This is a genomic window from Anaerococcus hydrogenalis DSM 7454 (assembly GCF_000173355.1).
Taxonomy (GTDB): Bacteria; Bacillota; Clostridia; order Tissierellales; family Peptoniphilaceae; genus Anaerococcus; species Anaerococcus hydrogenalis.
The window spans coordinates 14,999-27,338 of the sequence record NZ_ABXA01000028.1; the positions used below are offsets into that span (position 1 = coordinate 14,999).

15 protein-coding genes and 2 pseudogenes are annotated in these 12,340 nt (G+C 28.0%); 2 read left to right on the forward strand and 15 right to left on the reverse strand.

Annotation, left to right across the window (positions count from 1 at the left end):
* Nucleotides 1-3: 3 nt before the first annotated feature.
* The 4 genes and pseudogenes from rpsO to ANHYDRO_RS04720 form a co-directional block, all read right to left on the reverse strand.
* Entirely contained in the window at nucleotides 4-270 is a 267-nt protein-coding gene (gene rpsO / locus ANHYDRO_RS04705; RefSeq protein ID WP_004814129.1) for a 30S ribosomal protein S15, read from the reverse strand.
* Nucleotides 271-406: 136 nt separating this feature from the next.
* Nucleotides 407-1,109 (reverse strand): annotated as a pseudogene (locus ANHYDRO_RS04710) (ABC transporter permease).
* An 8-nt stretch (nucleotides 1,110-1,117) separates the two neighbouring features.
* Nucleotides 1,118-1,870, reverse strand: coding sequence for an ABC transporter permease (locus ANHYDRO_RS04715; protein ID WP_004814132.1), 753 nt, complete (start codon nucleotides 1,868-1,870; stop codon nucleotides 1,118-1,120).
* On the reverse strand, nucleotides 1,871-2,764 hold the full coding sequence (locus ANHYDRO_RS04720) for an ABC transporter ATP-binding protein (protein WP_004814134.1): 894 nt from the start codon (nucleotides 2,762-2,764) through the stop codon (nucleotides 1,871-1,873). It abuts the gene before it with no gap.
* Between the two features lie 125 nt (nucleotides 2,765-2,889).
* Between ANHYDRO_RS04720 and ANHYDRO_RS04725 the strand changes: the two genes are divergently transcribed.
* The gene (locus tag ANHYDRO_RS04725) at nucleotides 2,890-3,585 is read left to right on the forward strand and encodes a response regulator transcription factor (RefSeq protein ID WP_004814136.1); all 696 of its coding nucleotides are present in this window, start codon (nucleotides 2,890-2,892) and stop codon (nucleotides 3,583-3,585) included.
* A 2-nt stretch (nucleotides 3,586-3,587) separates the two neighbouring features.
* Nucleotides 3,588-4,883, forward strand: a complete 1,296-nt coding sequence (locus ANHYDRO_RS04730) for a sensor histidine kinase (protein ID WP_039914094.1) — start codon at nucleotides 3,588-3,590, stop codon at nucleotides 4,881-4,883.
* 68 nt (nucleotides 4,884-4,951) lie between these two features.
* On the opposite strand, the gene ANHYDRO_RS10590 is transcribed toward ANHYDRO_RS04730, so the two are convergent.
* The 11 genes and pseudogenes from ANHYDRO_RS10590 to ANHYDRO_RS04775 form a co-directional block, all read right to left on the reverse strand.
* The gene (locus ANHYDRO_RS10590; protein WP_004814140.1) at nucleotides 4,952-5,425 is read right to left on the reverse strand and encodes a riboflavin kinase; all 474 of its coding nucleotides are present in this window, start codon (nucleotides 5,423-5,425) and stop codon (nucleotides 4,952-4,954) included.
* 40 nt (nucleotides 5,426-5,465) lie between these two features.
* Nucleotides 5,466-5,897, reverse strand: coding sequence for a nucleotidyl transferase family protein (locus tag ANHYDRO_RS10595; protein WP_004814142.1), 432 nt, complete (start codon nucleotides 5,895-5,897; stop codon nucleotides 5,466-5,468).
* A complete protein-coding gene (locus ANHYDRO_RS10600; RefSeq protein ID WP_004814145.1) occupies nucleotides 5,887-6,357 on the reverse strand; it encodes a hypothetical protein in 471 nt (156 codons plus the stop codon). The genes ANHYDRO_RS10595 and ANHYDRO_RS10600 overlap by 11 nt, the downstream gene beginning before the upstream one ends.
* A complete protein-coding gene (gene truB, locus ANHYDRO_RS10605) occupies nucleotides 6,326-6,769 on the reverse strand; it encodes a tRNA pseudouridine(55) synthase TruB (protein WP_004814147.1) in 444 nt (147 codons plus the stop codon). Before truB ends, ANHYDRO_RS10600 begins: the two co-directional genes overlap by 32 nt.
* Nucleotides 6,762-7,741 (reverse strand): annotated as a pseudogene (locus ANHYDRO_RS04745) (DHH family phosphoesterase). The gene truB and the pseudogene ANHYDRO_RS04745 overlap by 8 nt, the downstream one beginning before the upstream one ends.
* Entirely contained in the window at nucleotides 7,719-8,102 is a 384-nt protein-coding gene (gene rbfA / locus ANHYDRO_RS04750) for a 30S ribosome-binding factor RbfA (RefSeq protein ID WP_004814152.1), read from the reverse strand. The pseudogene ANHYDRO_RS04745 and the gene rbfA overlap by 23 nt, the downstream one beginning before the upstream one ends.
* Nucleotides 8,103-8,104: 2 nt before the next feature.
* Nucleotides 8,105-9,883 carry a translation initiation factor IF-2 gene (gene infB / locus ANHYDRO_RS04755; RefSeq protein ID WP_316244741.1) on the reverse strand — a complete coding sequence of 593 codons (1,779 nt, stop codon included), beginning with the start codon at nucleotides 9,881-9,883 and terminating at the stop codon, nucleotides 8,105-8,107.
* A gap of 28 nt (nucleotides 9,884-9,911) precedes the next feature.
* Nucleotides 9,912-10,244, reverse strand: a complete 333-nt coding sequence (locus ANHYDRO_RS10610) for a translation initiation factor IF-2 N-terminal domain-containing protein (protein WP_004814156.1) — start codon at nucleotides 10,242-10,244, stop codon at nucleotides 9,912-9,914.
* A gap of 13 nt (nucleotides 10,245-10,257) precedes the next feature.
* Nucleotides 10,258-10,515, reverse strand: a complete 258-nt coding sequence (rnpM, locus tag ANHYDRO_RS04765; protein WP_004814158.1) for an RNase P modulator RnpM — start codon at nucleotides 10,513-10,515, stop codon at nucleotides 10,258-10,260.
* Between the two features lie 21 nt (nucleotides 10,516-10,536).
* Nucleotides 10,537-11,769 carry a transcription termination factor NusA gene (gene nusA, locus ANHYDRO_RS04770; protein WP_004814160.1) on the reverse strand — a complete coding sequence of 411 codons (1,233 nt, stop codon included), beginning with the start codon at nucleotides 11,767-11,769 and terminating at the stop codon, nucleotides 10,537-10,539.
* An 8-nt stretch (nucleotides 11,770-11,777) separates the two neighbouring features.
* On the reverse strand, nucleotides 11,778-12,218 hold the full coding sequence (locus tag ANHYDRO_RS04775) for a ribosome maturation factor RimP (protein ID WP_004814162.1): 441 nt from the start codon (nucleotides 12,216-12,218) through the stop codon (nucleotides 11,778-11,780).
* Nucleotides 12,219-12,340: the final 122 nt, after the last annotated feature.

Genomic DNA, 12,340 nt, shown 5'->3' on the forward strand with positions numbered 1-12,340 from the left:
TAACTATTTTCTTAAACCAAGTTTTTCAATGATTTCACGATATCTTTCAATATCATTATTCATTAAATAATTTAAAAGACCTTTTCTACGTCTAATCATTTTGAAAAGTCCTCTTCTTGAAGAGTGGTCTTTTTTGTTTACTTTTAAGTGTTCTGTAAGTTCTTTAATTCTTTGAGTAAGAATAGCAATTTGAACTTCTGGTGAACCTGTGTCTTTTTCGTCTTTTTGAAATTCTTTAATAATTTGTGTTTTTTGATCTTTATTTAACATAAAATCCTCCTAAAATTTATTCGCCATAACCATGAAATAGTCTGAGGAAGCTTAGTTCATAGTTAAGGTATCTTTGATATTATACCAAATATCTTTATTTTTGCAAAGAAAAATAATATTTAAATTTTATCTAAAATTAATTTTCGTACTTTAAAAATTTATTAGAAAGATACAAAAATAATATTAACTCACCTACTGCAAAAAAAAGCTAATATAAGAAAATCATTTATACTTATTAATCTGAAGTTATTAGATTCAATCGCAAGAAAGCTAAGTCCTATTATTTTTAAAGATTTAAATGCTGTTATAAATCCCACAATTGTAAAAATACTTGATAGAAAAACTGTTATTCCAAAAGATTTTATTCTTATAGCTATAGCTCCAAAAATCGCAATTATTGGCAGTGCCAATAATATGCTAAGACTTATATAATAAAAATATATGTCAAAATTTATAGAAGAAAAATTTCCTATAAATTTTCCACCAAGATAAAAAAGGGCTAAAAAATATAATTGACAAAGACTTATTATTATAAAAGCCAAAATTAATTTTCCTATTACAAATGAAATATTTTTCTTTGGGCTTAATCTTATAAATTTAAGTCCAGCCTTATGTTCTGTTGCCCATAGACTTCCTATTACTATTGCTATTAAAGGGATATAAAAAAAGGAAAAGTAAAATAAACTTACTTGGGTCCACAAACTTTGCCACTGATGGCTTAAAGTCCCCCTATTTCCCATATAATTTATTAATCCAAAAATATTAGCAAGTAAGGGGATGATTAGGCTTACCATAAAAATATTTATAAATTTAATTTTTTTTAATTCTAATTTTAACATTTTTCCTCCTAGTCTTTGTATAAGTTATAAGATTTCATTGTTTTTAGATATATAAGGCTTAGTATTAAAAATACAAGAGCTATAATTAGGGTATAAAAATTTGTTGGATTTAATACTTGAACAAATTTATCTCCTTCTTTTACATAGGAAATATTCAAAAGACTTGCCATCCAAGCAAAAGGATTTATAAAGGATAAAATTTTAGATGTAAGCATTGTTATTACACCAGTAAGGCCTCCTACTAATGAAAAAAAAGATAGGGTGTAGACTTTTTTTGTTTTCATTTCTATTATCATGAAAAATCCCAAGAAGAATAAATTTATTATAAAAGAAGATAAATTTACAAGTACAAATCTCAAAATCACATCATTATTCATAATAAATTTATCTGAAGAAATTCCTAGTTTAATAAAGATGAGAGCTTCAATTATTTGTAATAAAAATAATTTTAAAGATAAGTTTTTAAATTTCTCTAATAAAATAGAATTTACATTTTCACCAAGGCTTATTTGCAACTGCCACATCTTATTTTTTTCTTCAATTTCAATTACTTTTTTTACAAGAGATGAAATTAATATAGGATTTATTAGTAAAGATATAAATAAATATGTGTCAAGAATGAAAAATAGGGGATATTTGGCCTTTAAGAAAGTATTAGAATGACTAAGACCTGCCACAATAAAAATTTGTCCAATAAATACCATTACTATCAAAAAGTTTATTCCAAGTTTTTTGTATTTTTTTCTTTCTAAATTTCTCATTTAGGACCTGCTTTCTTCTATAAATAGTTTTTCTAGACTTTCTTTTTCTTCTTCTATCCTATAAATATCTACTTTGCCATGCAAAAAGTTTACTATTTGACCAATTTCTTGGTTTGATTTTTTTCCTAAAATAATCTTTTTTCCTTTTAGATTATCTTCATTAAGATCTATTAATTCCAAGGCTTTTTTGTTATCGGATGTAATCATTGATATAAATGGAGGATGAAGTCTTCTATATTCTTCTAAACTTCCATTGTAGGTCAATTTTCCTTCTTTAAGTATACCAATATGCGTTGAAATTTTTTCGATTTCATCTAGGATATGTGAAGAGATTAAAATACTTGTAGGAGTATTTTTTACAATATTTTTAAATAGATTTCTCATCTCTTCTATCCCTTGAGGGTCTAGACCATTTATCGGCTCATCTAAAATCAAAAGTTTAGGACTTCCTATTAGGGCAATGGCAATTCCTAGTCTTTGCTTCATTCCCAAAGAATATTCTCTAGCTTTCTTTTTCTCTACATTTTTAAGTCCTACAAGGTCTAAAGTTTTTGAGATTTCTTTTTTATCTACCCCCTTTAGGCTTGATATTATTTCTAGATTTTCATATCCTGTTAAATGATCATAAAAAGAAGGATTTTCAATTAGGGCACCCAAATTTTTATTTAATTTTTTTTGATTTTTACAATTTACTTCTTGGTTAAAAACTTTGACTCTACCTTCATCTTTTTTTACAAGACCTAGTACAATTTTCATTAGGGTCGACTTACCTGCACCGTTTTTTCCTATTAAACCATAGATTGATTTTTCTTTAATTTCTAAATAATCTATATCCAAGACTCTTTTATTGTTGTAAGATTTTTTTAAATTTTTTATTTCCAATATTTTTTCCATAATTTCCCTCCTAAATATAAACTAACAGAAAAAGATAAAAATAAACTTTAAACAAGCTCACTTTTACATCACAATGATAAATTTATTAAATATCTGTTGTATAATTAGCTTGTTAGGAGTTTAAAATGGATTATAAAAGAGATTTTAATATTTTGATAGTTGATGATGAAAAAATTTTACTAGAAAATTTATATGATTTTTTAAAAAATAAGGGTTTTAAAAAAGTTTATACTGCAAAAAATTTAAAGGAGTCCAGGTTTAAATTAGAAAATTTTAAAATTGATTTACTTGTTTTAGACTTAATGCTTTCTGATGGGAGTGGTTTTGATTTATTAAAAGAGCTTAGAAAAAGTTCTGATATTCCTGTTATAATCTTATCTGCCCTTGATGGAATAGATGATAGAAAGGAAGGTTTTAAAAACAAGGCCGATGACTATCTTGTCAAACCTTTTTTCCCTGATGAGCTTTTATGGAGAATAGATGCTGTTTTAAGAAGAAGTAAAAAAATTAAGGGTAATCAAAAAATCAATTTGGGAGGAGTAATTTTTGATAAAGATAAGGGGATTCTAATAAAAAACGAAAAAGAAATTTCTCTAACTGCCACCCAATTTAAAATTCTTTCTTATTTATGTGAAAATATAAATATGATTGTTTCAATTGATAGGATTTTAGACCATATTTGGGAAAATTCTTACGGTTATGAAAACACCCTGATAACCCACATATATAGACTTCGTGAAAAGCTTGAGGATAATCCAAGAGATCCAAAAATTCTCATAACTATAAAGGGACTTGGTTATAAGCTAGTTGATAAGGGGTAGAAATGTTTAATTATATTTTAAAAAGGTTTAAAAAAATAGTTTTTAGGATCTTATTTTTGATGTTTTTTCTTTTTTTTTTATTTATGACCTTCCTTTATTTAAACTACAGGCTAAATAATAAGTATGAAAATCCTAATGATCTTTATACTTATGTAAAAGCAAATAAAGGAAAGTCTTATCTAAATGATAAAAATAAAAAATATTTAGAAGAAAAAAACATTTGGTCTATAAGGCTTGATAAGGATGGAAAAATTATAGAGAGTTTTAATAAGCCAAAAGAAGTTAAGAATAAGTTTAATATTACGGATGTGGCAAGGTTTACTAGGTTTTATTTGGCAGATTATCCTGTTTTTACTTACATAGCAGGAGATGGGTTGATTTTATTTGCCTATCCTAAAGATTCTTTGGATAAATTTCCTTTTAACTATTATAATTACAAAGATTTCATTTTTAATTTACAACTATTTGCCTTATTTGTACTTTTATTTTTCGTATTTGTTTATATATTTTATAGGATTGATATTAAAAATATTTTTAAAAATATCCTACCATTTCAAAAAGCGATTGACAGCCTATATGAGAATGACTATGAAGGATTAGATGAATATGGAGAATTAAAAGACTTGGCTATTTCTATTAATAGGGCCAATGAAAAATATAATAATTTAAAAAAATCTCAAGAAAAATGGATTAGAGGCTTAAGCCATGACGTAAGAACTCCCCTAGCAAAAATTTCTTGGGAAATAAGCAAGGATAATAGGGAAAATATTGACTTAAAAAATATACAAGACCAAGTTTTAAAAATTTCAAATATTTTAGAGGGTTTAAATCTCACCTTATCACTTTCTAACATAGATAGAGAAAATTTTTCTAAGGAAAGCCCTATAAAAATAATTAGAAAACTTATTGTAGATAAATTAAATGAAAATCCAAAAAAAGAAATTATTTTTGATAACAGGATGAAAAACCAAGATATAAAAATCAAAATGGACCCTATTTTATTTTATAGGATGCTAGAAAATATTTTAAAAAATTCTCTTACCTATACTAACGGAAAAATCACACTTATTATTTCCGATTCTAATCATATAATAAATATTACTATATTAGATGAAGGAAGTGGATTAGATGAAAATATTATAGAAAAAATTTATAAGGAAGATTTGACCAATATAAGAAGGCACGGTTTAGGTATACTTATATCCAAACAAATTGCACAATTACATGAGGGAAAATTTATTATAAAAAATAAAAAGCCAGGCCTTAAAATAAGCTTTATTTTTGCTTATCAGGATTAAATATAATTTAAAATAATAAAAATACCAGATCTAGCATCAAATCTAGGTCTGGTATTTTAACTTTCTAGCTAAGCTTTATTATTATATTTTTCCATTAATTTTCTGCCAGTTTCTTTGTCTTTTTCCATTTGCTCGATTAACTCATCAGCTGAATTAAATTTATAATCAGGTCTTAAATATTCTAAAAACTCTATACTTATATTTTTTCCATAAATATTTTTTGAAAAATCCATAATATAGGTTTCAATTTTTACTTCTTTATTTTCAAAAGTTGGATTTGTTCCAATATCTGTTAGGGCATAATAAAAATCCCTATCAATATTTACCTTGGTAAAATAAACCCCAGATTTTGCCGTAGTATATTTAAAAGATGGCTTAAGGTTTGCTGTTGGAAAATTTAAAAGCCTTCCTCTTTGAGCTCCTTTTATAACTTTTCCTTGCATTTTAAAAGGGTGACCCAAGTCCTTGTTTGCCTTTTCAATTTCCCCATCTCTTACCATCTGTCTTATATCAGTTGAATTAATTATTTTTCCATCATCCAATTCAAAATCTACAACTTTTGTTTTGTAGGCAAAATCTTCTTCATATTTTTTTTAGAGTTTTTATATCTCCTTTTGCCATTTTCCCAAACCTATAATTATCACCAACAATGACATATTTGGTATTTAATTTCTTATATAAAATTTCTTCAATAAATTCATAAGGAGACAAGTTTTTAAACTCATCAGAAAATTCTAAAAGGCAAAAACATTCTATACCTATATTTTTTAAAATTTCTATCTTATCTTCAAGACTTGTTAGGTATTCTTTTTCTCCATTTAGGATATTTTTGGTGTTTTCTTTAAATAGTAATACTGAAGGTGTTAAATTTTTTTCTTTTGAAATTTCTATATTTTCTTTCATAAGTTTTTGGTGTCCCCTATGGACTCCATCAAAATTTCCAAGGCTTACAGCCTTTGGAGAAAGGTCAAATTCATTAAAATCTAAATCAAAAATTTTTATATTATCTTTCATAAAACACCTTCTTTATCTTCAAAGTCTTGTTTTCATTCTTATACTCACCAAGACCTATAAATAAATCACCAACATATACTCTTAAATAATTATCAACATTTTTCCCATAATCTACTTTCATGGTCATCCCATTTGTAGCTTGTTTATAGTAAGACTTATCCAAAACTATTTTTTCGTACTGACAAAGAGCCTTATCAATTGGAATTAATTTTTTTATAATTTGATCAGCTTGCATTTTTTCAAAATCTTCCATTTTAATGGCATCTTTTACATCAAAATCCCCAACTTTTATTCTTCTAAGCTCCTTGACTGTAGCAAAAGTTTGTAAAATTTCACCCAAATCATTTACAAGAGTTCTTATATAAGTTCCCTTTGAACATGATATCCTAAGTCTTGCATAAGGAAAATTAAAGTCTAGAATTTCAAAATCATAAATTTTTATTTTCTTTTTTTCTTTCAATTGACTTTCCTTCTCTTGCAAGCTCATATAATTTTTTACCCTTGTGTTTTAGGGCTGAATACATGGGTGGTGTTTGAAGAATTTCTCCAACAAAATTTTCATCAATCGCTTTTTTTAAATCATCTAATTCAAAAGTTTTTGATGATTTTTCTAAAATTTCTCCAGTTATATCCTGGCTATCTGTTTTTTGACCAAAAAATGCAAGAGTTTCATAAATTTTAACCTCATCCATTAAAAAGTCTGAAACTCTTGTAGCTTTGTTAATTAAAAGTGGCAAAAGGCCAGTTGCAAGAGGATCAAGAGTTCCTGCATGGCCTATTTTTTTTATGCCTAGTTTCTTTCTTGCTTGATATACAATTTTTCCGGATGATGCTCCGGTATTTTTATCAATTAATAATATTCCACTAGTCATTTAATGCCTCTTTTAAAATATCTCTCATTTTAGAAATTGCCCTATCCATTGTATTTTCATTAAGGGTAAAACCTGCAGCTCTTATGTGGCCACCGCCCCCATTATTTCTTGCAATTTCTGATACATCAAGATAATCCTTGCTCCTTAGGGAAATTTTAAATTCATTTTCTCCATATTCTTTTACAAGACAGGCTACTTCAATTCCTTTCAAGTCCCTAAGCATATTTACAACAGATTCGCTATCACCCATTTGCATATTATAATCTTGGCACATTTTTTGGCTAACCCCAACAAGGGCATAAGGATTATTAAATTCCACCTTGTTTAGAATATAATTTTCAAATTGTAATTTTGAAATTTCCTTATTTTGATAGAGATTTTTATAAATCATTTCGAAATTTGCACCTTTTTTATAAAGATCTGCTGCTGTATAAAAAGTTAGTTCACTTATATTTGAATATAAAAACCTTCCTGTATCTGTAACTAAGCCTGCATATAATAAAGTTGCAATTTCTTCATCTATTGGAAGATTTAACCTATTTATAATTTCATAAACAAGCTCACAACTTGCAGGTGAATCTGAGTGAATTATATTTAAATCTGTTTTAATTGATCCACCTTCATGATGATCAATTACTAAAACTTTTTTAGAATTTTTGCAAATTTCAATTGCCTTATCAATTCTATCAAATTCGGAACAATCTACAATTATAAATAAATCATATTCCTCTTGACCAGGCTCTTTATAATTTTCAAGTTGAGGTAGAAATTTTAAATAATCATCTACCTCACTTATTTTAATAACTTCAGCTTTTTTGCCGTAAAGTTCTAAAGATTTTCTTAGAGAAAGAGAGGAGCCAAGAGCATCTCCATCTGGATTTATATGGGCTGAAATTGCAATTGATTGGGCTTGGTCTATAAAATTTTTAAATTTTCTAAATCTTTTTGACTAATCTTCTCGATTTTTGGCATTTTTTTCATCCTTTTTTATGGTTTCAGCTATAAGCTTATCCATATATACGCCATGTTCGATAGAATTATCATACTTAAACCTAAATTCTGGCATAGACCTTAATCTCATTCTCTCGCCAATTAATTTTTTCATGTAGCCTTTTGCTTGTTCAAGTGCTTCTATTACAGATTCTTTTTTACTATCATCGCCCAAAACTGATACAAAAATATCAGCATAGGACAAATCATTTGTTACTTCAACATCTGTTATAGAAACTATCACATTATCAGATAATCTTGGATCGTTTATATCTTCTGCCAAAATTTTTGATAATTCTTTTTGCATTTGTGAAGATATTTTTAAGGTTCTTCTCTTATCCATAATTAAACTCTTTCTTTTTCTACCATTTCATATGCTTCAAGCTCGTCGCCTTCTTTGATGTCATTGAATTTTTCAAGACCAATTCCACCTTCGTATCCATTATTTAATACTTTGGCATCATCTTTAAATCTTTTCATTGATTCAATTTCTCCATCAAAGATTACAACATTGTCTCTTAACAATCTTATTTTTGCACTTCTTGGTATTGATCCGTTTGTTACAAGAACACCTGCAATTGTTCCGGCACTTGGAATTTTGAAAGTTTCTTGAACCTTTGCACGTCCTAGAATTTTTTCTTCGAATTCTGGATCAAGCATTCCCTTTAGTGCTTTTTCTACATCTTCAATTGCTTCATATATTATTGAGTATGTTCTAATTTCTATATTATTTTCTTCTGCCATTTGTAGGGCACCTTGGGTTGGACGAACATTAAATCCAATTATTATAGCGTTTGATGCCTGAGCTAGTAGAACATCTGATTCAGAAATTCCACCTACAGCTCCTGCAATTACATTTACAAAAACTTCTTCATTTGATAGTTTTGAAAATGAGCTTGCAACTGCATCTACAGTTCCTTTTACATCAGTTTTTACTATAATATTTAATTCTTTTAATTCACCTTCTTCAATGCCTTCGTACATATCTTCTAGGTTGGTGTTAGATTTTTGAATTAGTCTTTCTTCTCTTTTTTGCTCTTTTGCACGATCAGCATAAGCTCTTGCTATTTTTTCATCTTCAACAGCAAAAATTTTATCTCCAGCTTCTGCTACATCGCTTAGACCTAAAATTTGTACGGGTGTTGATGGACCAGCTTCAGAAATTGCTTGCCCTTTTGAATTAAACATTGCCCTTATTCTTCCTGATGAAGATCCTGTAACTACATAATCTTTATCATGAAGGGTTCCTTTTTGTACAAGAACAGTTGCAACAGCACCTCTTGCCTTATCAAGTTGAGCTTCAATAATAATTCCTACAGCATCTCTGTTTGGATTAGCTTTTAACTCTCTCATTTCAGCAACAAGTAAAACCATCTCCAATAATTCTTTAATTCCATCACCAGTTCTTGCAGATACTTCTACCATAATAGTATCTCCACCCCAGTCTTCAGAAACTAAACCATATTCTGTTAATTCTTGTTTTACTCTATTTGGATCACTTTCTTCCTTATCCATTTTATTTATTGCTACAATTATTGGAATACCTGCTGCTTTTGCGTGGTTAATAGCCTCAATTGTTTGTGGCATTACACCATCATCACCTGCTACTACCAAGATTGCTATATCTGTTGATTGAGCCCCTCTCATTCTCATTTGAGTGAAGGCTTCGTGGCCTGGTGTATCCAAAAATACAATTTCTTTATCATTTACATCTACAGTTGAAGCACCAATATGTTGAGTAATTCCTCCAGCTTCTCCAGATGCAAATTGTGTATTTCTAATAGCATCAAGAATTGAAGTTTTACCATGGTCAACGTGACCCATTACAGAAACAACTGGTGGACGAGATTGTAAATCTTTTTCGTCATCTTCATAGTCTAGATCTTTTTCTTGGATTTCAACTTCATCAAGTTTAACTTCTTTTGAAATTTCTTTATTAAATTCAAGAGCTACAAGTTCTGCTTGGTCAAAATCTATTTGATCATTAAGACCTGCCATTACTCCAAGTCCCATTAACTTCATTATTACTTGGTTGGCATTTTCATCAATTTTTTCTGCAAAAGATTTTACTGAGATTGATTCTGGAATGTAGATATTTCCATCATCGTTATTATCAGCTTTTATGTCTCTTTTTGTTGATTTTTTTGATCTTTTATTTTGTTTTTATTTTTTTTCTTATCTTTTTTGTTTGATGACTTCTTATTTTTTTTATTTTTTGAAGATTTATTTTCTGAAATTTTTCTTCTTTTTTATCTTTATTTTCTATTTTCTTATCGTCCTTTTTCTCTTTTTGTTGATTTTTATTTTTATCTTCATTTTTATTATCGCTAAAGTATTCTTCTACTATAGCTAAATCATCTCCACCAAGTACAGACATGTGTGATTTTATTTCAAGTCCAAACTCTTCTTTTAGTAGTTTGAGCATTTCCTTAGTTGTTTTGTTGTAGTTTTTTGCTAATTCATATATTCTTAATTTGTTAGCCATCTAATCACCTCTTTTATTTCATAGCAATTATCTCCTCATAAAGATCATCACTAATTTCAGTTTTAAAAACTTTCTCTAATTTTCTTTTCTTCTTTGCTTCATTTATGCATTTTTCATCTTTGCATATATAAGCTCCCCTGCCATTTTTTTTGCCAGTAGGGTCTAGGATAATTCCTTCTTCTTTATTTTTAACTATCCTAATTAAATCATTTTTATCTTTGTTTTCTCCACATACTATACATTTTCTTTGTGGTATTTTTCTTTGTTTCATTTTTTCACCATTATTAATAAGTTATTCTTCACTTTTTTCAATATCTTCTTTAATAATTTGGTCAAGATCTTCTGATAGATTTTCTATATCATCTTCTATAAAATCAGTTTCATCTTCTACTTGGTCTAAGCTATTTTCTATTTCACCATCTATATTTTCTACTATTTCGTCTTCTTCTTCATTAAGGCCAAGTATTTCATCAATTTCTTCTTGGTCTAATTTATCAAATTCTTCTTGACTCTTTATATCAATTTTCCAGCCTGTAAGTCTTGCTGCAAGTCTTGCATTTTGTCCTTCCTTGCCAATTGCTAGTGAAAGTTGATCTTCTCTTACAACAACCAAGGATTGTTTTTTCATATCATTGATATAAACTTCGTTGATTTCTGCAGGTGATAGGGAATTTTTGATAAATGTTTTTATATCTTTATCATAGTTGATTATATCAATTTTTTCACCTTGTAATTCTTCTACAATTGAATTTACACGACTTCCCTTAAAACCAATACATGCCCCAATAGAGTCTATTTCTGGATCATTTGAAAATACAGCTATTTTTGTCCTAGAACCCGCTTCCCTATCAATTCCATAAATTTCTATAATTCCATTGGTTATTTCTGGAACTTCAAGTTCAAACAATCTTACAACTAAATCCTTATCTTTTCTTGATAAGATAATTTGTGGTTCCTTTGTTGTATTTTTTACATCTTTAATTAATACTTTAATTCTTTGGTTTGCTATATATTTTTCATTTTCAACTTGTTCTTTTAAAGGAATTATTCCTTCAATTTTATCAAGATTTATATAGACATTATACTTATCTTCTCTTTGTACAACACCTGTAATAATCTCATTAGCCCTGTCCAAATATTCAGAATAAACTGAATCTCTTTGGGCATCTCTAATTTTTTGCAGGACAATATTTCTTGCAGTTTGAGCTGCAACTCTACCAAAATTTTTAGGGGCAATTTTTACCCTACAAATATCTCCCAAATCAAGTTTTGAATCAATTTCTCTAGCCTTTGTCTTAGAAATTTCAGCTATTGGATCATTAACCTCATCTACTACATTTTTAAGAGAATATACTTCGATTTCTCCTGTTTCATCATCGATATTTACATCGACATTTTCATTGTTTTCGTAGTTTTTTTGATAAGATTTTACCAAGGCTTTTTCCAATGCCTCAAGAATTATTTTCTTATCGACATTTTTACTTTTTTCAAGTTCCTCTAAGGCAATTATAAATTCTTTATTCATCTTTCCCCCTAGAAGACTATCTCAATTTTAATAGTCTTAATTTCATTTTTGTCTACTTCTTTTTGTTCATCTTCACACTTAAATACTAAGGAATTTTCTTTAATTTCCTCAATATTTGCTAAAAACTTCTCACCGTTTTTAAGCTTTACTTCCAAAAGCTCATCTTTGTTTCTTTCTAAATCCCTATCTGTCTTAAGTGGTCTTGAAAGATCAGGAGAAGATACTTCCAAATAATAGAAGGATTTTATAAGATCAATTTCATCTAACCTTTCGCTTAATAAGTTAGATGTTTTTTCGCAATCATCAATTGTGATTCCCCCATCTTTGTAGATAAAAAATCTCAATATTTTATTATTGCCTTCAGTAACAAATTCAATATCAACAAGCTCATATCCAAGATTGTTAATATCACTTTCTAAATTTTCTTTTAATTTACTAATTAAATCCATAACCTTCCCCTTTACATATTAAAAGAGTGGATTTGTCCACTCTTTGCCTAAAATAATTATACTCTTTAATGATCAACTTTCAATTTTTATAGGTCATATAAAAAAAGTTTGGGATAGTTTTA

Excerpts from the sequence above, each read along its gene's own strand:
- ANHYDRO_RS04775 (WP_004814162.1), bottom strand. The coding sequence starts at position 12,218 with ATGGATTTAATTAGTAAATTAAAAGAAAATTTAGAAAGTGATATTAAC.
- rpsO (WP_004814129.1), bottom strand. The coding sequence starts at position 270 with ATGTTAAATAAAGATCAAAAAACACAAATTATTAAAGAATTTCAAAAA.
- truB (WP_004814147.1), bottom strand. The coding sequence starts at position 6,769 with ATGACTAGTGGAATATTATTAATTGATAAAAATACCGGAGCATCATCC.
- rbfA (WP_004814152.1), bottom strand. The coding sequence starts at position 8,102 with ATGGATAAGAGAAGAACCTTAAAAATATCTTCACAAATGCAAAAAGAA.
- ANHYDRO_RS04725 (WP_004814136.1), top strand. The coding sequence starts at position 2,890 with ATGGATTATAAAAGAGATTTTAATATTTTGATAGTTGATGATGAAAAA.
- rnpM (WP_004814158.1), bottom strand. The coding sequence starts at position 10,515 with ATGAAACAAAGAAAAATACCACAAAGAAAATGTATAGTATGTGGAGAA.
- ANHYDRO_RS04715 (WP_004814132.1), bottom strand. The coding sequence starts at position 1,870 with ATGAGAAATTTAGAAAGAAAAAAATACAAAAAACTTGGAATAAACTTT.
- ANHYDRO_RS10610 (WP_004814156.1), bottom strand. The coding sequence starts at position 10,244 with ATGGCTAACAAATTAAGAATATATGAATTAGCAAAAAACTACAACAAA.
- ANHYDRO_RS04730 (WP_039914094.1), top strand. The coding sequence starts at position 3,588 with ATGTTTAATTATATTTTAAAAAGGTTTAAAAAAATAGTTTTTAGGATC.
- nusA (WP_004814160.1), bottom strand. The coding sequence starts at position 11,769 with ATGAATAAAGAATTTATAATTGCCTTAGAGGAACTTGAAAAAAGTAAA.
- ANHYDRO_RS04720 (WP_004814134.1), bottom strand. The coding sequence starts at position 2,764 with ATGGAAAAAATATTGGAAATAAAAAATTTAAAAAAATCTTACAACAAT.
- ANHYDRO_RS10595 (WP_004814142.1), bottom strand. The coding sequence starts at position 5,897 with ATGAAAGATAATATAAAAATTTTTGATTTAGATTTTAATGAATTTGAC.